The 20,642-nt window shown below is 43.0% G+C and carries 24 protein-coding genes; 13 read left to right on the top strand and 11 right to left on the bottom strand.

The features are described from left to right. Positions 1 to 12: 12 nt before the first annotated feature. The 5 genes from FX988_RS11835 to FX988_RS11815 form a co-directional block, all read right to left on the bottom strand. A complete protein-coding gene (locus FX988_RS11835) occupies positions 13 to 1,257 on the bottom strand; it encodes a mechanosensitive ion channel family protein (protein ID WP_160180047.1) in 1,245 nt (414 codons plus the stop codon). Next, positions 1,258 to 2,154 carry an acyltransferase gene (locus FX988_RS11830; RefSeq protein WP_160180046.1) on the bottom strand — a complete coding sequence of 299 codons (897 nt, stop codon included), beginning with the start codon at positions 2,152 to 2,154 and terminating at the stop codon, positions 1,258 to 1,260. A gap of 2 nt (positions 2,155 to 2,156) precedes the next feature. Beyond that, the gene (locus tag FX988_RS11825) at positions 2,157 to 3,059 is read right to left on the bottom strand and encodes an acyltransferase (protein WP_160180045.1); all 903 of its coding nucleotides are present in this window, start codon (positions 3,057 to 3,059) and stop codon (positions 2,157 to 2,159) included. Between the two features lie 113 nt (positions 3,060 to 3,172). After that, the gene (locus FX988_RS11820) at positions 3,173 to 3,748 is read right to left on the bottom strand and encodes an HNH endonuclease (protein ID WP_160180044.1); all 576 of its coding nucleotides are present in this window, start codon (positions 3,746 to 3,748) and stop codon (positions 3,173 to 3,175) included. Between the two features lie 188 nt (positions 3,749 to 3,936). Beyond that, positions 3,937 to 4,491 (bottom strand): pyridoxamine 5'-phosphate oxidase family protein, encoded by a 555-nt coding sequence (locus FX988_RS11815; protein WP_160180043.1) that lies wholly within the window; start codon positions 4,489 to 4,491, stop codon positions 3,937 to 3,939. Between the two features lie 284 nt (positions 4,492 to 4,775). On the opposite strand from FX988_RS11815, the gene FX988_RS11810 reads away from it, so the two are divergent. From FX988_RS11810 to FX988_RS21630, 4 genes are all read left to right on the top strand, one after another. Continuing rightward, positions 4,776 to 5,321, top strand: coding sequence for a carboxymuconolactone decarboxylase family protein (locus FX988_RS11810; protein ID WP_160180042.1), 546 nt, complete (start codon positions 4,776 to 4,778; stop codon positions 5,319 to 5,321). 203 nt (positions 5,322 to 5,524) lie between these two features. After that, positions 5,525 to 6,562, top strand: coding sequence for a tRNA dihydrouridine(20/20a) synthase DusA (dusA, locus tag FX988_RS11805; protein WP_160180041.1), 1,038 nt, complete (start codon positions 5,525 to 5,527; stop codon positions 6,560 to 6,562). A 209-nt stretch (positions 6,563 to 6,771) separates the two neighbouring features. Further along, positions 6,772 to 7,047, top strand: a complete 276-nt coding sequence (locus tag FX988_RS11800) for a hypothetical protein (RefSeq protein WP_160180040.1) — start codon at positions 6,772 to 6,774, stop codon at positions 7,045 to 7,047. 10 nt (positions 7,048 to 7,057) lie between these two features. Further along, positions 7,058 to 7,216: a hypothetical protein gene (locus tag FX988_RS21630; RefSeq protein WP_201751589.1), complete on the top strand. Its 159-nt coding sequence runs from the start codon at positions 7,058 to 7,060 to the stop codon at positions 7,214 to 7,216. A gap of 18 nt (positions 7,217 to 7,234) precedes the next feature. Here the strand turns inward: FX988_RS21630 and FX988_RS11795 are convergent, their stop codons facing one another. The 5 genes from FX988_RS11795 to FX988_RS11775 are packed head-to-tail and all read right to left on the bottom strand — an operon-like array spanning position 7,235 to position 11,339. After that, entirely contained in the window at positions 7,235 to 8,296 is a 1,062-nt protein-coding gene (locus tag FX988_RS11795) for an acyltransferase family protein (RefSeq protein WP_160180039.1), read from the bottom strand. A 6-nt stretch (positions 8,297 to 8,302) separates the two neighbouring features. After that, a complete protein-coding gene (locus FX988_RS11790; protein ID WP_160180038.1) occupies positions 8,303 to 8,959 on the bottom strand; it encodes an acyltransferase in 657 nt (218 codons plus the stop codon). A 46-nt stretch (positions 8,960 to 9,005) separates the two neighbouring features. Then, on the bottom strand, positions 9,006 to 10,349 hold the full coding sequence (locus tag FX988_RS11785) for an ANL family adenylate-forming protein (protein WP_160180037.1): 1,344 nt from the start codon (positions 10,347 to 10,349) through the stop codon (positions 9,006 to 9,008). After that, positions 10,346 to 11,041 (bottom strand): SDR family NAD(P)-dependent oxidoreductase, encoded by a 696-nt coding sequence (locus tag FX988_RS11780; RefSeq protein WP_160180036.1) that lies wholly within the window; start codon positions 11,039 to 11,041, stop codon positions 10,346 to 10,348. The genes FX988_RS11785 and FX988_RS11780 overlap by 4 nt, the downstream gene beginning before the upstream one ends. 4 nt (positions 11,042 to 11,045) lie before the next feature. Beyond that, a complete protein-coding gene (locus FX988_RS11775; RefSeq protein ID WP_160180035.1) occupies positions 11,046 to 11,339 on the bottom strand; it encodes a hypothetical protein in 294 nt (97 codons plus the stop codon). Positions 11,340 to 11,693: 354 nt separating this feature from the next. On the opposite strand from FX988_RS11775, the gene pspA reads away from it, so the two are divergent. From pspA to FX988_RS11730, 9 genes are all read left to right on the top strand, one after another. After that, complete coding sequence (gene pspA, locus FX988_RS11770) at positions 11,694 to 12,353, top strand: phage shock protein PspA (RefSeq protein ID WP_160180034.1); 660 nt, start codon at positions 11,694 to 11,696, stop codon at positions 12,351 to 12,353. A gap of 86 nt (positions 12,354 to 12,439) precedes the next feature. Beyond that, entirely contained in the window at positions 12,440 to 12,643 is a 204-nt protein-coding gene (locus FX988_RS11765) for a PspC domain-containing protein (protein WP_160180033.1), read from the top strand. Further along, positions 12,640 to 12,972, top strand: coding sequence for a hypothetical protein (locus FX988_RS11760; protein WP_160180032.1), 333 nt, complete (start codon positions 12,640 to 12,642; stop codon positions 12,970 to 12,972). Before FX988_RS11765 ends, FX988_RS11760 begins: the two co-directional genes overlap by 4 nt. A 132-nt stretch (positions 12,973 to 13,104) precedes the next feature. Further along, complete coding sequence (locus FX988_RS11755; RefSeq protein WP_160180031.1) at positions 13,105 to 13,548, top strand: copper chaperone PCu(A)C; 444 nt, start codon at positions 13,105 to 13,107, stop codon at positions 13,546 to 13,548. Between the two features lie 9 nt (positions 13,549 to 13,557). Next, complete coding sequence (locus FX988_RS11750) at positions 13,558 to 14,544, top strand: DUF2333 family protein (RefSeq protein WP_007986964.1); 987 nt, start codon at positions 13,558 to 13,560, stop codon at positions 14,542 to 14,544. 3 nt (positions 14,545 to 14,547) lie between these two features. Next, positions 14,548 to 15,306 carry a TIGR04219 family outer membrane beta-barrel protein gene (locus FX988_RS11745; protein ID WP_160180030.1) on the top strand — a complete coding sequence of 253 codons (759 nt, stop codon included), beginning with the start codon at positions 14,548 to 14,550 and terminating at the stop codon, positions 15,304 to 15,306. A 131-nt stretch (positions 15,307 to 15,437) separates the two neighbouring features. Beyond that, positions 15,438 to 17,270 carry an assimilatory sulfite reductase (NADPH) flavoprotein subunit gene (locus FX988_RS11740; protein WP_160180029.1) on the top strand — a complete coding sequence of 611 codons (1,833 nt, stop codon included), beginning with the start codon at positions 15,438 to 15,440 and terminating at the stop codon, positions 17,268 to 17,270. Then, positions 17,270 to 18,979 (top strand): assimilatory sulfite reductase (NADPH) hemoprotein subunit, encoded by a 1,710-nt coding sequence (cysI, locus tag FX988_RS11735; RefSeq protein ID WP_160180028.1) that lies wholly within the window; start codon positions 17,270 to 17,272, stop codon positions 18,977 to 18,979. Before FX988_RS11740 ends, cysI begins: the two co-directional genes overlap by 1 nt. Beyond that, positions 18,972 to 19,742: a phosphoadenylyl-sulfate reductase gene (locus FX988_RS11730; RefSeq protein ID WP_160180027.1), complete on the top strand. Its 771-nt coding sequence runs from the start codon at positions 18,972 to 18,974 to the stop codon at positions 19,740 to 19,742. Before cysI ends, FX988_RS11730 begins: the two co-directional genes overlap by 8 nt. On the opposite strand, the gene FX988_RS11725 is transcribed toward FX988_RS11730, so the two are convergent. Then, positions 19,739 to 20,638, bottom strand: coding sequence for a TIGR03899 family protein (locus FX988_RS11725; protein ID WP_160180026.1), 900 nt, complete (start codon positions 20,636 to 20,638; stop codon positions 19,739 to 19,741). The two genes, FX988_RS11730 and FX988_RS11725, sit on opposite strands and share 4 nt — an antisense overlap. Between the last annotated feature and the right edge of the window lie 4 nt (positions 20,639 to 20,642).

Below are 20,642 nucleotides of genomic sequence, written 5' to 3'. Positions count from 1 at the left end.
AGCTACCTAGGATTAGTGAGGCCTGTCACTGATACGTTGATAGGCCCGCAATCCGAAAACTGGCAACATGGCCAGTGCATGATCAAATATGTCCCCCTGAATCCCTTCGTAAGCGATCCAATCTTTGTTGGCACTAAAGCAGTAGATTTCTAACGGTAATCCCAACTCAGTAGGTGGTAATTGCCTTACCATTAGGGTCATATCTTGGTTAACACTGGGATGATGACGCAAGTAAGAAACTAAATAAGCGCGTAATGTACCTATATTTGTTAAACGCCGACTATTTAGCAAATCTTGAATATCGATCTTCTGCTCAAGATGATAAGCATCTAATTCTGCACGCTTCTTTTCTATATACTGATTTATAAAACGAATTTTTCGAAAGTCGTCGAGCATTTCTTGATCGCAGAACCTAATGCTGTTTACATCAATGTATATTGAGCGTTTAATGCGTCGCCCCGCAGACTCAGACATGCCGCGCCAGTTTTTCATGGAGTCGCTTATCAAGCTGTATGTTGGCACGGTGGAAATGGTTTTATCCCAGTTTTGTACTTTCACTGTCGTTAAACCAACCTGAAGTACCGTGCCATCGGCACCATATCTAGGCAGCTCTACCCAGTCTCCCGTATTCACCATGCGATTAGCGGCAATCTGAATACCCGCGACAAAACCAAGAATTGTATCTTTGAATAACAATAAAAGAATCGCAGTGACTGCGCCCAACCCAGAGAGTAAAAGCAGCGGCGATTTATCGAGTAAATTCGAGATGATAAGCAGACCTGCCACTATTACAACGAACAGTTTACCTACTTGAATAAAACCGGTAACAGGTGCACGTTTAGCCAGCTCTGATGCGTTATATATGTCTTCAACTGTGTTGAGCAGGGCGCTACTCGCAGCAACCGCAGCCACTAGCATATAAATGATGGCGATTTTTTGTAGCGCGGCGTACAGGATAGGATCTTCGACTAACATATTGCTACATAGATAAATCACCATGGCAGGCACAATATGACCAATACGTCTGAACACACCATGCTCATGCAGTTCGTCGTCTATGGTGTTTTTACTATTGAAAATCAGCCGCGTTAAACGGCCTGTTAACAGTACGCGAACTAAACGGAAACTGAGCCAGGCTAAACACAGTAATAGTGTTACCGCAGTAATCGCAAAAATAGCACCATCGTTACTTACAGCGAGCCCAAGGTGCTGATAACCTTGAATAATATACCCACTTAATTGAGCGCTTTTTTCCACTTATTTACCTCCAGATAACTGCTTTATTTGCAGGTCTTTGTTTGCCCATTGCGAGTTTAACCAGCTTTGAAAATCCGTTTTAAACCCTTCATCATTAAAATAGTCACCGATGATGTCAGGTTGCACTGGGGTGACGTTTGCACGAAGAATGACTCTACCTAAACGCCCCGCGAGCATATCAAGCATGGGCTTGTTGGCATTGTCAGGATACATCAAGGTAACATCTAAAATGCCTGTAAAAAGCTCGCCCATTGCAGCAAGCGTAAACGCGATGCCACCGGCTTTTGGCGGCAGTAAATGGCTGAATGGGCTGTTACGTAATTGATGCTTTTGCGGGGTAAAACGGCTTCCTTCTACGAAATTAATCACAGTAGTGGGGCAGGTTCTAAACTTTTCACATGACCGCTTAGTAGTTTGTATATCTTTACCTTTTAAGTGTGGGTTTTTCTCGATAAATTCACGGCTATATCTTTGCATAAACGGCATATCTAAGGCCCATGCCCCAAGACCAACAAAGGGTAACCAAATCAGTTCCTTCTTAAGAAAAAACTTAGGTGCAGGAATTTTGTCTGCCGCGAAATCGACCAGTAAAATGATATCTAGCCAACTCAAGTGGTTTGGCATCATGAGATACCAATGCTTTTTACTCAATTCACCGTCAATTTGAATATCAAACTCTACGGGGTTAAAAAGTCGAATAAGACGTACGCTGATCACACCAAAGGCACAAAGCATAAAATCTAACATTGGATTTAACGCACGGGAAATAGGGGGAAATGGTAGTAGAAACTTAAGTAATCCTAAGCAAATAATAAGAATGGCCCAGAAAGACAAATTAATGAGCTGAAGGCTAAGATGAAGCGGAAATACAAGCAGCCCGCGCATTACAGATAACATCTTTACCGCTCCATCGACAATTGTTCAATTTTGTTGTCCTTTTCAGTCCAAATACCGTTTAGCCAGCGTTGGAACAACACTCGTTGGGCTGAGTTTTCAAAGTAATCTTTCGCGAATGCGTCGCTTTGCAATAAGTCGCTGATAGGCGTAACTGAAACATGAACCTTGATCGTTTTCACCTTCCCGCACACAAAGTCCCAATAACTGGGGCTACCTTGAGGATAATAAATCGTCACGTCTAATAATTTGTGAAGTTGGTCTCCCATGGCACTTAATACAAAAGCCATACCGCCAGCTTTAGGTTTTAATAAATGCTGGAACGAGGGGGATTGGCGTCGGTATTTTTCTGTCGTAAAACGGGTGCCTTCGACAAAGTTCATAATACTGACAGGTTTAGTCTGAAACTTTTCACAGGCTTTTTGTGTGGTTTCTAAATCCTTACCTTTGAGGTGCGGATTTTTGGCTAAAAAGGACTTGGTGTAGCGACGCATAAAGGGAAAGTCGAGCGCCCACCAAGCAATGCCTAAAAATGGCACCCAGATTAACTCTCGTTTTAGAAAAAATTTCAAAAATGGAATTTTACGATTAAACACGCGTTGAAGAATGAGTATATCCACCCACGATTGATGGTTTGCGATGACCAAGTACCAATCATCTCTCGTTAAGGTCTCAACACCAGTGACTTCTACTTTGGTGCGGCTGAATATGTGTTGGTTAAAATTGTTGACGCTGATCCATGATGTTGCGCAGCCGTCCAATAAATAAGAAAGCCCAGTTCGCCAAATTTTTATCGGGATCAATTTAAGAAAAGACAGTATTACAATGGGGATAACCCAAAATACCGTATTAATAAAATACAAAATAACCGATAGTACACCCATCAAATTGCCAAACAACAACGCCACTACCTTCACTCCAACCCAAAGCAATAACTAACAAAGGGGGTAGTGTAAACTAAAGTCGAAGCAAGCGAATAGTGAAGTATCGCGTTTTTACGTATTTTGTACCTTAAGTTAGCTTAAATGCCGACTTTATCCTTGTTATTTACGTTATCCCACGCTCTGTTTTTTGAGAAGTGGCCGCCCAAAAACACCATCTGATCACTAAGTATGCGCCGGTTCATTAGGTAAAAGCGCTCATAAATATTAGGTGTAAAGGGAACGGCAATTAATGAAAGCCCCGCTTCTTCTGGGGTGCGATTTGCTTTAAAACAATTGCAGCGATTACACGCAGATGCGCAGTTGGTCCAAATATCGCGACCGCCCCTCGAGCGCGGGATAATATGATCTCGGGTTAACTCAGGTAGACGGAATTTTTGCCCGCAATACATACACAGGTAATTATCACGGCGAAACAAGTAACGGTTATTCAACGGAACTTTGCCAGAAGGTGGAGTGACTTTTCCATCACAGCCAATGATTGAAGACAAAGTTAAGCGGCTCTGTAAACCTTGATTATTCCAACCACCGCGTAAAACATGCTTACTTTCACCTAGCTCAAATAGAACACGATCTTGAGAATAGTATTTGGCAGCTTCTTCTATGGTGATCCAAGCCTGAGGTAAGCCAGACTTGTTTAATCTTAATACCAACATACACTTGCCTCTTTATGGGGGACAAAATAGGTTTGCCCACCATGCATACACTGTCTATTTCTCACGTTGGGCAAATCATTCTACTATCCTACTGTGTACTTATTTTGACCAACTGTCATTAAATACTGATTGTGGTCGGAATTTTTAATTACCTGATAAGTATTTTTTGTCAGCCGTAGTAACGATTTTTATGGGATCCCTGCTTTTGTCTGCCATTTTCCCTGTTCGTCTAAGCTGTAAAGAAGACGTAGGTGGGGCAAGGGGGCTAGGCGCAAATAATCCACCTGTGTTATGTGCACTATTAGCAGAGTAAAGTTTTCATCTGGTTGAGCATGACTGTAATTGGGTCCATAGCTTTCACGTAATGCGTCACTTAAGTTTTGCCAATGCGCAAGCCGCAGTTGCTGCTTGGAGCGAGATGTGGGCTGCTCCATAGCCGCATCAAGATGCCCAATACACTCTATCTGGCCTTTAATGCGAAACTGCTCTCGGGTTTCACTAAAGTACCAACAAGTTTCAACCTGGTTATTGCTTTCAAGTTGAGCAATTTTTTCACTTCGCTTATCTGTATGCAGATACAACTGGTTTTTATCTTGATCGAATCCCCTAAATACCAGCGTTCGACAATGAGGATGACCGTGTATATCGACAGTGGCGAGCTGTAAAAAACGACTGCTTGGGATATCCCTATGAACAGATAAGGCGCGGTGAATGGTTTCTTGCCAAGACAAATGCTGCTGCATAAGTACTCCTACTATATAGAATAAGATAATTTCGACATTTTCATTACCGTAGACCTTAACATATCTAAGTGTCAGGCATTCCGTGAAGACTACTATCGCTATGGGCTTTAACGTAAGTGACTAAACGTTGGCAGCATATCTTGAGACTCCAAATGGACGAGGCGTATCAATATATTTTGAACAGTCGTTCACTTTAAACTTGAACGATCGTTCAGTTGGATGTATATTGCCCGTACTGACTTAATTAAGTCCCGAAATTAACCTCAATAGCTGGAGATAATACGATGACAGATTTTACCCTTCACACAGTAGAAACAGCGCCTGAAAAAAGTAAACCTATTTTGGAGCAGTCACAAAAAACAAATGGCATGCTTCCTAACTTACATGCCGTCATGGCTGAAGCCCCTGGCTTGCTCGAAGGTTATCAAGTACTTCATAAGTTGTTTATGGACTCATCATTCGACGCAGAAGAGCTGACCGTGGTATGGCAGACGATCAATGTTGAGCACAACTGTACCTATTGTGTGCCTGCACATACGGCTATTGCCCACTCGATGAAGGTTTCTGCCGATCTCATTGAGGCGCTGCGCAATAAAGACGCGATGCCAACAGAAAAACTGCAAGTACTACACGAAACGACCTTGGCTATGGTGCGCGAGCGGGGCATCGTATCTGACGATGTAATACAAAAATTCTATGCAGCAGGTTATGGGCAAAGACAGCTACTAGAAATTATTCTATGCCTATCGCAAAAAGTGATGAGCAACTACACCAACCATGTTGCAGAAACACCACTTGATGAACCATTTAAAAAGTTTGCTTGGAAGTAAATAGAAGCTTTACTCCCTACTATAAACGAGACCGCTAGATTAGCGGTCTCTTTGTATCTGGTGTACTCAAGGTTTGTGCGTTTGCGCTGTGGTGTTATAATTCGCGGCTTATTTGTGTTCTCGCTTATTTCTGTGGGCGAATTGATCATTACCTGTGTTTGGTGTTGGTTAAAAAAATATTAACTATTTATGAAAGGCTTTCAGTGAATACTCCCTCTGCTCCCCTCAATCGCACTATCTCTGTCGCACCAATGCTGGATTGGACTGATAAGCATTGCCGTTATTTTTTGCGTCAAATTTCCAAGCACGCTTTGTTATATACGGAGATGGTGACGACCGGGGCAATTATTTTCGGTAAAGGTGATTATTTAGCATTTAATGAAGCAGAGCATCCGGTAGCCTTGCAACTTGGCGGTTCAGACCCTGCGGATATGGCGCGCTGTGCTGTGCTGGCCCAAGAGCGTGGCTATGACGAAGTGAACATTAACGTTGGTTGCCCATCTGATAGGGTGCAAAACGGTCGTTTTGGTGCTTGTTTGATGGCAGAGCCAAAGACCGTCGCTGACTGTATTCATGCTATGCAAAAAGAAGTCGATATTCCGGTTACGGTTAAATCCCGCATCGGTATTGATGACATGGATGAGTATAAGGATTTAACCGATTTTATTCAGGTTGTTGCGGATGCTGGTTGCAAAATATTTACAGTTCATGCTCGTAAAGCTTGGCTTAAAGGGCTAAGCCCGAAAGAAAATCGCGATATTCCGCCTTTAATGTATGACCGAGTCTACGCGCTAAAAGAAGAGTTTCCACATCTTAATTTAAGCATCAACGGCGGGGTTAAAACGCTTGATGATGCAGCTTTACATCTAGACAAACTCGATGGCGTTATGATTGGCCGCGAAGTATATAGCAATCCGTATATTTTGGCCGATGTAGATAAACGCTTCTATCAAGACCAAGCCCCAGTTCCTAGCAGGGAAGAAATCGTGCAGACCATGCTACCTTATGTAGAAAAGCAGATGACAAGTGGAGCGCGAGCATGGAATATTGCCCGGCATATGCTGGGGTTATTTCAAGGCCAGCCTGGCGGGCGCGTGTGGCGCCGCTATTTAAGCCAGCATGGAACAGGTCAAAGCAAAAACGGTTTGCAAGTAGGACCAGAGTTATTGGTCAACGCATTAGCCGCTGTTAACGAAGCTCGTGCTACAGCAAAAGCCTATCAAGACAGCAGGGTTAGTTAATTTAACCACCTAAGTGGTGGTTTTTGCTAACCTGTTGTTTTTTTAACCCAGCTTTAATTTTGTTATCAGGTGAGGTATAAAATATATTTTAGCAAAATCAATGGCTTAAAATATATTTTATACTTGGCACAACTCTCGCAATATTTCACTCGACTTAACAATAACGCTTATAGACTTAAGCGAAATACCATTAAACGAGAGGAAATATCATGTTTACTAAAACAACTATCGCAGCAATCGCTCTATCATCAACTTTTGCTTTTAGCTCACACGTATCAGCAGCAGAAGTAAACCTTGAACAGTTTGTCAGTGGCATGATGGTGAAAACCATTGAAAGCACAAAAAGTGAACTTCAATACGGTATCCAGGAAGCAGTGTTAACGGCAAGCAATATGTTTAGTATCGATAGTGACGCCCCTGTTATTGCGAGTAAGATTACGATTACCGAATTAAATACGGAAGAAGATAAAGACCAAGCAGAATAAGGAGTTGAGTATGTTTGACCATAACACTCTGATTACGCTTTTGTTTGCACCGGTGGTCGCTTATATAGCGGGTGCAGTTTTGTTTTCCATAATCACTTCGTTACAGGAAAGCATTTCTACCTCTTCTGGCCCGACAGGCTCACACATAAACAGCGGTCACTCTGTGTAGTATTGACCGCTGTTTGTATTATTGAGATTTTGCTAATTGCGGCATCAACTGTGTGATCTTCTCCCATCCCCATTTTTTAATTTGATCCATCTTGATCCATTTGTGAAGCAGCTCCGACACCCAAGATAGCCCGATGTACATGATTAGAACAATGCATAATCGTTTTGGCCACCCACTTGGAAATACAATCTGCACAATGGGCTCAATAACGAAATAAAGTGGCATATGGCCGATAAACACAATGATTGTATTGCGCGAAAAAAATCGAACAATTCGCCCTGCCGAAATTCGAGAGAATACAGCAATACTGAATAATGTATTTGCGATATAAACAAGCGATACGAAGGACGATGTTACTAAAGCATTTATAAAAGGTGAGCTTAGCTCAATGCTCTTAAAGGGAAATCTATTGGATACCTCAAGCATATTTAATGTGACGGCCCAAATCACTAAAAACGTCCCCCAAGTAAAACCACGTAAAATTAGCCCTTGGGAGTTTTCACTATCTTTTCGTTGACACATATACATACCGAGTAAAAATAAAGTCAACCAATTTGGAAGTGACATATAGGCGATGAAGATAGAGTTGGCGTTGATAAAATAACAACGAAATACGATCTCAAAAATCAAACTACTAAACAGGATTATTGGTGTGATTTTCACACGATGAAAGAAAAGTACCCACAGTAAAATAATGTGAAAATAGGTGCCTATAAACCAAGTTGTTGGGTTTGCAGGAAAGAAATTAAATACTACATTAACCCCTAGAAAGAGGGGAGCGTAATTACTCTCTGCTAAATCTTGAATCGCAAATAAACTAATGAAACTGATGAGCAAAGCGATAATGGCTCCCCAAAAAAACATTGGGAAAAGCCTGTTATAGCTTACCTCATATCTTGCATCATTTATTTTTCCTAGACCCCAACCCATGATAAAAACAAACATCGCAACCCCAAGTTGCTTGGGATAAACGGGTTGTGTGAACTGATTAAATGGGTCGCCAAAGAAATGCCCAAACACAATGAGAAACATCCCCACCGCTTTCATCCAGTCGACAAAATCACAACGTACTTTGTTCATGAGCAATCACACCTCGGGTTGGGAGGTTAGAACAGCATCGCTTAGCTTATGCTCGGGTGTTATCGCGGGCGCAATTGGCTCAAAGCTTTTGACAAACCTGGCGGGGTTACCGGCAACAACTATGTTTGCTTTCACGTTCGTGTTGACCACCGCTCCTGCGGCCACCAAAGAGCCCTTACCGATACTTGCGAGTATTATTGCGCCTTCTCCTATCCATACGTTTTCAGCTATATCAATTCGCTTTATATTTTCTGAAGAAAACGCCATCCATTCGCCACTTTCGTCGTTACGCGTGTGCTGAGTATTTCCGCTGAGCAGGCTCGAATGGCTACCAATAAGACTGTTTTTACCTAAGTGGGCTGAACCTATTGAACAATAAATACCAGTATAAACGTTGTCTTCAACTACAGTACTACGATGAGCAAAGATAGTTCCAAATCCTATATACGCATTGAGGGAGCATTTTTCTAAGGTCAGTGAATAAAAAGCCCTGCGTAAAAACACACCTGGCAGTCCAGGAAAGATTGAAACAGTGTGAGTCCAAAATGAAAATATAGCTTCAGAGTGTGATGTGAGCCGAACTTCTAGCCAACAGGTGATAGCCATAGGTAATACCAATAGCTGGCAAAAGCGGTTTATGATTAATTTAATAGTGCTGCGCATAGTCAATATCCTTGTTGAGTCGTAAATTGGCCGGGGCGGGGCTGTTTTACGATCGTTTCCGCATTCTTTTGAAACGTGCGTTATGAGTATAGTTGTCAATCAAGGTTATTTTTCTGGGGATTTTATATGCTTGTAATCGATCGGAGCAGTGTTGTCTTAATCTTGTCTTGAACTCAGTTAATGTTTCGTCGGTGTCTAATTTGATTTCAATCGCGACAATCATGCCAGTGATGGCGTGTGGCAGTGAATATACAGCAGCGTCTTCTACACCAGCCATTTCGAGGACCACACTTTCGACCTCAGCTGGATAGACTTTTTCTCCGCCCACGTTAATAATTTCGCTTTGCCTACCGAGTATTTTTATCCACTCACCATCCTGTTCAACTTGATCGCCGGTATCCAAAAAACCTTCTTCATCAAAGGGCGACGGGGCATTTAAGTAACCTAGCATGGCCGATTCAGATTTTATCCATAGCCGACCTTCGATAATTTTAGTTTCAAATTCAGCGCCGCCTACTTTTACCCAGAGCGACTTCGAATCTCTGGATTTAGAGCGCAGAATACCTACTTCAGATAAGCCATAAGTTTGTAAAAGCTTGGTTTCTGGAAACCGAGCGGTTATTGCCGCTAACGTGCTGTCGGGCATAGTCTCCGTGCCATAGGTAATCAACTTTAGAGAGCTAAGGTCAGCATCGTCAGCTGCCCCGGAGAGCAATAGCAAATTTATAAAGGTAGGGGAAGTAGGCAAGACTTCGACTTGGTGAGTATCGATAGCTTCACATACGGACTCTGGTGTACGTTTTGCTGGCACCACAGCGGTTCCGCCATTTGCCAAGGTATAAAGTAAAGTATTCACACCACCTATATGATCAAATTGCAAAAAAGCCAGCGTGCGCATCATTTTTCGCGGTACAGTAAACTTATGTAAAAGTTGCGATAAATCATGAAATATTGCTTTGCTTTTGCCCGTTGAGCCTGAGGAAAACAACACCAAACCTGGTTGATTTCTCTTATGCAATACTTTGTAGAGTTCATGGTCTGGTTGATTATTTGTTCGTACTAAGGAAACAGGGCCATCGCCGAGTATAATATCGTATTGATTTTGGGCTATGTCACAAAAGGTATCAAAATGCGCTTTTGAGTCATTTGAAAGCGGGACAATAATATTGCGATTATGGGTTAAAGCGAGAAACAAGGAAATACTATCGGCACTGTAATCTGACTTAATACTAACGACTTCACCTTGTTGAATTTTTTCTGTTTTTATCCATTCAAGCCAATCATGATATTTTGTTAATAATTGTCCATATGTGATGACGTTTCTGCCTACTGCGACCGCCTCTTGGTCTTTTAGCGCTGCCATTTTGTCCAATAAAAATTGTACCGTCATGATATCCCTCCTAGATAAATGATTTGACCGGTGATCATATTGCTTTCGGGCTTAACGAAAAAATCAATCAAATTGAGCACATCCTCTGGTTGCGCCATTTTGGGTATTGCTTGTTGTTTGACTAGGCGTGCTATTTTTTCCTCACCCACCCCTCGTATTAGGTCTGTGGCTATTGGCGATGGGCCAATCGCATTGCACGTTATACCAAAGCTGCTGAGTTCTTTTGCGAGTACACGCGTTAGTGACTCAACCGCACTTTTGGACGCGGCGTAAGCCGCTTCTCCCTCTAAGTTCATCGGCACAGCAACTGTACTCATATTGATGATGCGAGGGTTTCTTGACTTTCTTAGTAAGCTGATTGCTTTTTGGCAACACATAAAAGTGCCCGCATAGTTTACGTCTATGGTTTCACGCATATTCTTAAAAGGGGTTAGCGCGAAGGCGTTCATGCGTGCAACCCCAGCGTTATTAATCAATACATCTATGTATTTAAATGATTTTCTTACTTTAATAAATAGATCGTTAACTTGCTCTTCGTTTGAAACATCTGCTTCAAAGTGATGGTAATTTTCATGTGAAAAAGAGCTCTTTCCGCGAGAGCAGCCAAGCACGGTATCGCCTTGCGCTAATAAATGCTCGACCATGGACAACCCAAGTCCACGGCTCGCCCCAGTAACAAGTATGTGGCGCATCGGGTTACTCTCCTTTTAAAAGTGAGTCTATATGCGCTACAAGCGTGCTGACATTTTTAAATGGACTGTTTGCCGCTGACATGGCTCGCTCATCGCTTAGGGATACATGAATTTCTTGGTCTTGCAGCATATCTTCGATGTCAATAAGAAGAGCCACTAGGCCCATGGAGTCTAGATGTCCTTGTTTGCCAAAAAGAGGGGTGTCAGATGCGATAGGGACTTGCGCGTCGTCTTCGCGAGACTGATTTGTCAATTCGAGCGCTGCAAAAACAAGTGATCGGATTTCGTCGTGGGTCATGTGCTTATTCCTTAGCGTAATAAAACCATCGAACATAACTGCTCATTTTATGAGCTGATTGCTCCATCATACGCTCAAAAAATGACCGCCTGCAAATTCTAAATGTGTTTTTTAAAAATAATTTTTGCTAGCTCCTTCGTCATTTTAGCCACTAAGTTGGTCAAATTCGCTACTAATTCTTAAGTGAGCTGCTGCACATAGAAGTGATGTTCGTGGATAACTTAATTATTTCAGCCACTTAGCCTTTTCTTTCTAAGTGGCATAACACTTGTAATGTATCCACTTAGAGAGAGAAATCATTTGTTGGTTGCACGAAACGTACAGCCAATAAACCTAACCAAGTGGAGATTTATTATGGGTTTATTTACAAGAATGTCAGATATCGTGCAATCAAATATCAATGCATTGCTGGATAAGGCTGAAGATCCTGAGAAGATGATTAAGCATCTAATTTTAGAAATGCAGGACACATTAGTTGAGGTACGTTCAGTGGCTGCCACTGTATTAGCGGATAAAAAACAAATTGAACGTCGCATCCACAAATTAGAAATCGAAAGTACGAATTGGCAAAACAAAGCACAAATTGCCTTGCAAAAAGACAGGGAAGACTTAGCAAGAGCTGCGCTTGGCGAAAAACAGCGAGTTGCTCAGGCTTTAGACGGGCTATACGAGCAGCTAAATGAAGCGCAAGAGGCTATCGGCAAATTGCAAAATGATAGCAGTCAGTTAAACGATAAGTTGCTCGAAGCCAAAGCAAAGCAAAAAACACTAATGATCAAGCAACGTACGCAAAGTACTCGCTTGAAGTTAAGAAGTTCGGATGCTTACAACAAAGTGGACACTGCGATTGTAAAATTTGATCAATACGAGCGCCGCATCGATGACTTAGAAGCGCAAGTTGACGCGTTCGATTTGGTCAGTGAAACAAAAAGCCTCAGTGCGCAGTTCGATGAATTAGAAGCGAACGACGAAATTGAAAAACAACTTACCGAGCTAAGAAAAAAAGTAGCTTAAGCGCTGGGAATTCTTCGAGTCGCTAGAAGTATTGCAAGAAGGGGAGCTGCGACGGACTGTTGCTTACCGTATATTAGGAGAATGAAATGAGAAATTATATTGATTTGAATAGGCTTCATCGGGATAGTGTGCACGCAAAAATATCAGGTGTTTGTGCTGGGCTTGCGAAGCATTGGCATCAACCGCGCTGGGCAATACGCGTTGCAGCAATCGCTAGCTTATTACTTTTACCGGTACCTACAGCTGTGGCCTATGGTATGGCAGTGATACTATTACCGACACGCCCATGAATGTACTTAAAAATCTAGCACTAGCGGTTCTCATTGGGATATTAATTACCTACAGCTTAGGTTATGCCGCTTCTGATCTACTCGATATTCGTCTTCAATTAGACAGTGATTTTGTTGAGCCGGTGACGTCTTTAGCGCTTCTGGTGATAGTCGGTGTCGTATTGGTGATGATTGGCTTTGCTGTTGCACTAAGTCTTGTGGCGGCCATTGGATTTACCGTATTTGCGGTATTAGGGGCCTTAGTGTTCGCTGGCCTAAGTAGCATTTGGCCCGTAATACTTGGAGCGATTATTATAATATGGGCACTTAAAGACAAAAAAAGACAGTGACGGATACTCGTAATTGTAACAGCAAACTATTTTTATAAGTGAAGCACATGGACGTCCATCTATTGGAATGGGTAGCATCTTGCACGGATTTACTGAATAATTCTGTTTTGGTCTATTAAGATGGAATTGTAGATGCTACTTACTGCACGCGCTTTTATTGCCACCACATTGATATTGATCTCGAATATTGCCCTTGCTGAATTGCACATTACGCAGGCGAAAATTCGCTTATTGCCGCCTAGTGTTCCCAATACATCAGCTTATTTTACAATCGAGAATAATGGTGAGAACGACGTTACCCTAATTGGAGGCAAAGCGGATATCGCCAATAAAGTGGAGTTGCACAATCACATAATGAGTGGCGACGTTATGCGAATGGAACAGCAAAGCGCTGTTATTATTCCTGCCGGTAAAACTATTACGTTTGCGCCAGGTGGCTTGCACATGATGATCTTCGGCTTGAAACAGCCTTTGAAAAAAGAGCAAATAGTGTCTTTAGCATTAATGACAAAAGACGGCCAACAGATCAAATTCGATGCCCACGTCGTATCACCTAATCAACATCGTCATCACTAGGAGGTGAACATGCAAAAATATTTAACCCCCAAATGGTTGCTAAGTGCAGCAGCAATTTTATTTATCATTTTCTGGCTGATCGCTATTTATTGGAGTTTCGAGCCGGCCACGTTTAACCCTAAGCAGACAGCTCAAGATTACGCTGCGCAGCACAACGAAAAACTTGTACCTGGCTACACATTGACTACTAGCTTAATTACCGTAACTGAAACCTTGTTAAATAAATCCGGTGGTTACTTATCAAATGATGTCATGCCTCCAGGATTGTTCATGGATAACATGCCAAGTTGGGAATTCGGTGCATTAGAAATGTCCCGTGATTTGGCGTTATCAATGCGTAAAGATATTAGTCGCTCTCAGTCGCAGTCCAGTGAAAATCCGTTTTTGACTGATGCCCAACCAAAACTCAATATCGATCACCGCAGTTGGTTATTGCCGTCAGCGGAATCTCAGTATCAAGATGCGATTGACAAGCTCTATCAGTACCGAACGAGCCTATCGACTAGTCGTCAAGGTAGTGCACAATTTTACGCTCGCGCTGATAATTTGCGTGACTGGGTCAAACAGGTAGAAAAAAGGCTCGGCAACTTATCTCAAAAGTTAAGTGTCAGTGTGGGCCAAGACAGACTCGATACCAGCTTTGCGGGTGACAATAGCGCTGGAAGTATTCCTGCAGAGGAATTGCGTGAACAAACCAGTTGGTTTCAGTTGGATAACAATTTTTACGAAGCTCGCGGCGCTAGCTGGGCTTTGATTCATTTTCTAAAGGCGGTTGAAGTTGACTTCGCTGATGTTCTAGATAAAAAGAACGCTCGCGTTAGCGTTCAGCAGATCATCCGTGAGCTCGAATCGACCCAAGAATCAATTTTCAGCCCAATGATTTTGAATGGCAGTGGCTTCGGTATGCTAGCCAACCACTCTTTGGTCATGGCGAACTATATTTCCCGAGCAAATGCTGCTCTAATTGAACTTTCTGAACTGTTAAATCAAGGATAACGCATGAACAAATCACTCTGTGCTGGTGCATTGGTATTGGCTCTTTCTAGCTTTTCTAGCCAAGCAGACACCCTTTTAGGCGTATATGCGGGAGCGCAAGCATGGGATATGGAAACCACTGGTGGGTTTTCAGACGACAACAGTAATGTAGACTTTAACTTTGAAGATGAAACCAAAGGTAGCTTTTACGTTGCGTTAGAACACCCAGTGCCTTTGTTGCCAAACATAAAGCTACAGCGCACAGGTTTAGATACCAACGGGCAGACTCTGCTGTCTTCGAGTATGACCTATGGTGGAGAGTTATTCTCAGCTAATACCTCTGTTAACACTAACCTTGATTTGGTGAGTACTGATTACATAGTTTATTACGAATTGTTTGATAACGATTTGGTCAGCTTTGATTTAGGTGTGAATGCCAAGCACCTCGACGGGGACATTTACCTTGAAGCGCAAAATGATGCAACGCAAAATGCAGCCCAGGATTTTTCTGGGTTTGTACCTATGTTGTACTCTCGCGTTGCTGTAGGGGTTCCTTTTACTGGTCTTGGAGCTTACCTTGAAGGAAGCTTTTTGGCGTTCGATGATAACACCATCTCAGACTACCAGGCTGCCGTCACGTATGGATTACTCGACAACATAGCCATTGACGCTACATTGCAGTTGGGCTATCGCCAATTGAAGATGGAATTAGATGATTTAGACGGCATCTATACTGACTTCGAATTTAGCGGCGCATTCGTCGGTGTTGAAGTGCATTTCTAATCTGGCAGGGCTGTAGTGAATAGTTGACTTTTCGCTCAGTCCATTAAGTAATAAAAAATTAGTATTTATTCTTTCCTGTTATGAAGATAGATCGCTAACCTAGTGCCATAGCATTCGAGGTTAGCGATATTATGTCATTAAATACACAGCAAAATTTAGGTTCCACAACCGCTCTAAGCGACACTCAGTGGGCACAGCTTAATCAGTTGACGCCATCACTTACGCCTGCGCAATTGGGCTGGTTAAGTGGTTATTTAGCAGGGTTAGCTCAAACTCAGACTGGAGTTCCCACCGCCCATACGTCTCCGATGGTAGGAGATTCAGCCAGTCCTGAGAAATTCATCACCATATTATATGGTTCTCAAACGGGTAATGCGAAAGCATTGGCGCAAGGTTACAAAGCCAAGATGGATGCGGCTGGTATTTCTGCCAAGTTAGTCAACATGGCTGATTACAAAGTTAAGCAACTGAAGAATGAAAGTCATGTAGTCGTTATTGTCAGTACCCACGGTGAAGGGGACGCACCTGATGATGCCGTTGAATTACATGATTTTCTATCAAGTAAGAAAGCCCCTAAGCTTCCTAATTTAAGCTTTTCTGTGTTAGGCCTAGGTGATAGCAGTTACGAATTTTTCTGCCAGACAGCGAAAGATTTCGATAAGAAACTCGAAGAGCTAGGCGCAACCCGTATTGTTGATCGTGCTGATTGCGATGTTGATTATGATGATGCCGCCGATACCTGGTCTCAAAAAGTCTTAGACAAGGTTCAAGACGAGCTTAAAGCGAAAAGCAATTCGCATGTGGTCTCTATGCCTCACGTGGGCAAACCGAGTTTGTCAGTCGCTGCAGCGCAGTATTCTAAAAAGAATCCTTATACAGCAAGTCTATTGGACAGCCAGAAAATCACTGGCCGTGACTCAGTGAAAGATATTAGACACATTGAAATTTCACTTGAAGACTCAAGCATCCAATATCGTCCTGGGGATGCGCTTGGCGTTTGGTTTAAAAATGATCCCGTTATGGTAGACGAGTTGCTCGCCTTGCTTGAACTTGATGGCTCAGCACAGGTGACTATTAGTGATGATACGTTGTCAGTGCGCGATGCCTTAATTGAAAAGCGTGAGTTAACCCAGAGTTACCCGTCATTTGCCACAGCTTATGCTGGGCTTGCCAATAACCCTGAACTGAATGCCCTGATCGAAGACAAAGCAGGATTACGCGCTTTCTTAGGTGAGCGTCAGATTATTGATATTGTACGTCAATACCCTGCTAAAGCTGGTGCTCAAGCTTTGGTTGATATGCTGCGTGGTATTACGCCGCGGTTGTACTCTATTGCATCAAGTCAAGCCGAGGTTGAAGATGAAGTACATCTAACCGTAGCGTTAGTTGAATACGATGCACACGGTCAAGTTCATCAAGGTGGAGCCTCTGGCTATTTAGCTCAGCGTCTAGAAGAGGGCGGTGAAGTACAAGTTTTCGTTGAAAAGAACGACAACTTCCGTTTACCTGAAAGTACTGATACCCCCGTAATCATGGTTGGTCCTGGTACTGGTATTGCTCCATTCAGAGCTTTTATGCAAGAGCGAGAAGCACAAGAAGCTGAAGGTAAAAACTGGTTGTTCTTTGGTAACCCTAATTACACCCAAGACTTTTTATATCAAACAGAGTGGCAACGTTTTGTAAAAGACGGTGTGCTGAATAAGGTCACATTGGCATTTTCCCGGGACCAAGAAGACAAAATATATGTGCAGCACCGCTTACTAGAGCAAGGCGCTGAAGTGTTTGAATGGCTTGAGCAAGGCGCGCACTTTTATGTGTGTGGTGATGCCAATCATATGGCTAAAGACGTGCATGCTGCACTGGTTGAAATCGTACAAAAGCACGGTGCGAAGAGCGCCGAAGCTGCCGAAGAATATTTAACTGCATTGCGCAGAGCAAAACGTTATCAGAAGGACGTTTATTAATGACAACAGACAATAAATTCGTTGTGCAAGGCAAGCTGGCCGACAACGAGCGCCTTAAAGGCGAGAGCAATTTTTTACGTGGCACAATCGCTGAAGACTTAAAAGATGATTTAACCGGCGCATTTGTCGGTGATAACTTCCAGCTAATTCGTTTTCACGGTATGTATCAACAAGATGACCGTGACCTTCGTGCTGAACGCGCGAAGCAAAAGTTAGAGCCGCTGCAAAACGTGATGCTACGTGCACGTTTACCCGGAGGCATCATTAAGCCTGAACAATGGTTGGCAATTGATAAATTTGCCGAAGATAAGTCACTGTACGGCAGTATTCGTTTAACCACACGCCAAACGTTTCAGTTTCATGGTGTGCTTAAACCGAATATTAAGCTCATGCACCAAACGCTTAATCAAGTGGGTATCGATTCAATTGCAACAGCCGGTGATGTTAATCGCAACGTACTATGTACTTCAAACCCAATTGAGTCAGCTGTACATCAAGAAGCCTATGAGTGGGCGACCAAAATCAGTGAGCATTTGTTACCTAAAACACGTGCTTATGCAGAAATATGGCTAGATGGTGAGAAAAAAGAAACCACGGATCATGAACCTATTTTGGGCTCTCATTATTTGCCGCGTAAATTTAAAACAACAGTGGCTATACCGCCTCTCAATGACGTGGACGTGCACGCAAACGATTTGAACTTCATTGCTATTTCTAAAGATGGCAAGTTAGTTGGTTTTAATGTGTTAGTCGGCGGTGGTCTGGCGATGACACATGGAGACCACGCTACCTTCCCACGTAAAGCAAGTGACTTTGGTTTTATTCGTGTAGAAGACACGCTTGCAGTCGCTGAAGCTGTTGTTACTACTCAACGTGATTGGGGAAACCGTGTCAATCGTAAGAATGCTAAAACAAAATACACCCTTGAGCGAGTAGGCGTTGACAACTTCAAAGCGGAAGTAGAAAAGCGTGCTGGCATTACGTTTGGCGACAGTCAGGCTTATGAGTTTACCGAGCGTGGTGATCGCATCGGTTGGGTTGAAGGCATTGACGGAAAACATCACCTTACCTTGTTTATCGAAAACGGTCGTATTTTAGATTATCCCGGTAAGCCGCTAAAAACGGGCTGTGCCGAAATTGCCAAAATACATGAGGGTGATTTCCGTTTGACCGCTAATCAAAACTTAATTGTGGCGGGTGTCAGCGAGCAGAACAAAGCGAAAATTGAAGAAATCGCCAGAGCCCACGGCTTGATTGAAGATGAATTGTCAGCTCAGCGCAAAGACTCTATGGCCTGTGTTGCTCTGCCTACTTGCCCCTTAGCGATGGCAGAGGCAGAGCGCTATTTACCTGAAGCAGTGACTCAGTTAGAGGGCTTGTTAGCTAAACATGAAATAGCGCAAAAGAGCATTATTTATCGCGTTACCGGTTGTCCTAATGGCTGCGGTCGCGCCATGCTGGCTGAAATTGGTTTGGTCGGTAAAGGACCTGGAAAATATAACTTACACCTAGGTGGAAACCGCGAAGGTACGCGTATTCCTAAGATGTACAAAGAGAACATCGGTGAGCAACAAATTATGGACGAGCTTGACGTTTTAATCGGCAAATGGGCGAAAGACGGACAAAGCGATGAATCGTTTGGTGATTTTGTTATTCGCACTGGTGTCATCGCAGAAGTGATTAATTCCGCTGAGGATTTTTATGCGTAACCTAACATTGCAGTCGTCGCAAAATGCTGAGCCAAACGACGGCACTCCTAAGATTTTAACGCAGGTTTCATTGGAAGAGCTGAACCAGCAGTTGGAAGCGAAAAGTGCGGTTCAGCGGGTGACCTGGGCGCTTGAAAATTTGGAGCCAACTTTTATGTTGTCTTCAAGTTTCGGTGCTCAAGCTGCAGTGATGTTACATATGCTCACCCAGCAGTTTCCTGATATCCCAGTGGTCTTGACTGACACTGGATATTTGTTTCCGGAGACGTATCAGTTTATTGATGAACTAACCGAACGCTTGAATCTTAATCTGCAAGTATACCGAGCACCTATGTCTGGTGCTTGGCAGGAAGCACGCTTCGGTAAATTATGGGAAAAAGGAGCCGAGGGTATAGAGCAGTACAATAAGCTGAATAAAGTACAGCCTATGCAACAGGCACTCTCAGAACTAGAGGTTAAAACCTGGTTTGCCGGATTGCGCCGTAGTCAATCTGAAATGCGTGAATCGTTATCAATTTTGCAAAAATTAACACGTCAAGTGAAGGTGTATCCGATCCTTGATTGGAGCAATAAAGACGTTCATTACTATTTAAAAGACAATGACATGCCTTATCACCCATTATGGGAACAAGGCTACGTGTCGATTGGCGATTGGCATACCACACGTTCGTTGCAAGAAGGAATGGATGAGAAAGACACCCGTTTCTTTGGCTTAAAGCGCGAATGTGGCTTACACGAATTTGGTGATGGTGATGGTATTTAACTGATTACAAACGCATTGTTTAATGTCAGCTTAAGCGCCTCTAAGTATTTGTCTTGCTTATTGGCGCCTACCAAAGTGAACAACTCTGCGCCAGAAGTCGTAAATTTAAAATATTTAAGTGTTGTTCCCTGCTTCTTAGCATTTAAGTGAAACGTTTGGCCATTGCTTCTCCATTCGACCTCTGTGTTTATAGGCCATTCTCCCGACTCAATTTCAGTTTGATGTATTAAGCCGAGGTCGATTAACGACAATAGGTCAGGATAACTCAACCCAAATGTTGCTAAGTTAAGTTGCAGCTCTTTTCGCAGGCGGAATACCGCTAGTATCGAAGGTTGTTGATAAAACCCGGTGAGTATCTTGGGAGTTGTATCGCCTTTTCGTCTACTTGATAAAAAAACGGCCCTACGAAATGTTTGTGCATCTTTGTGAGTTAATTGTTTTAAAATTAGCAGGGTACGAAGTGAAAAACTGCCAGGTCGATTGGTTTCAACGGCAAATATTTTGCCCCACAACTCCTGCATGGCGGGGGAATGGATCTCCTCAGCCATATTTACAAAGTTATAAAACCAATCAGGGTCAAGACGTTCGTTCTTACCATCTTCGATGCAAAACTTGAGTGCTTTTTCAAAGACACTTTCTATGTTGGTTAGCTTACGCTGTGCCGCTATTTTCTGGCGTTTCTGTACTCGGCTTTCAATACTGTTTGCGCGTAAGCCTTGATAAGGTAAAGATACGCCGATTTGCGCAAACCACTGGGTCATGAGTGCCACAGTGCCTTTTGTTTCTGGATTCGGCTGCGCAGTTGTTGTTTGGCTAGTCGATTTCGCTTCTGATTGAATAGAAGAGCTCTGGGTAACTTGCGCTGTATGAGACGTATTTTGGCTGTCTATTTTCATTAGG

The organism is Paraglaciecola mesophila (genome assembly GCF_009906955.1).
Taxonomy (GTDB): domain Bacteria; phylum Pseudomonadota; class Gammaproteobacteria; order Enterobacterales; family Alteromonadaceae; genus Paraglaciecola; species Paraglaciecola mesophila_A.
The sequence above is the reverse complement of the archived record's forward strand: the minus strand, read 5'-3'. Positions and strand labels throughout refer to the sequence as shown.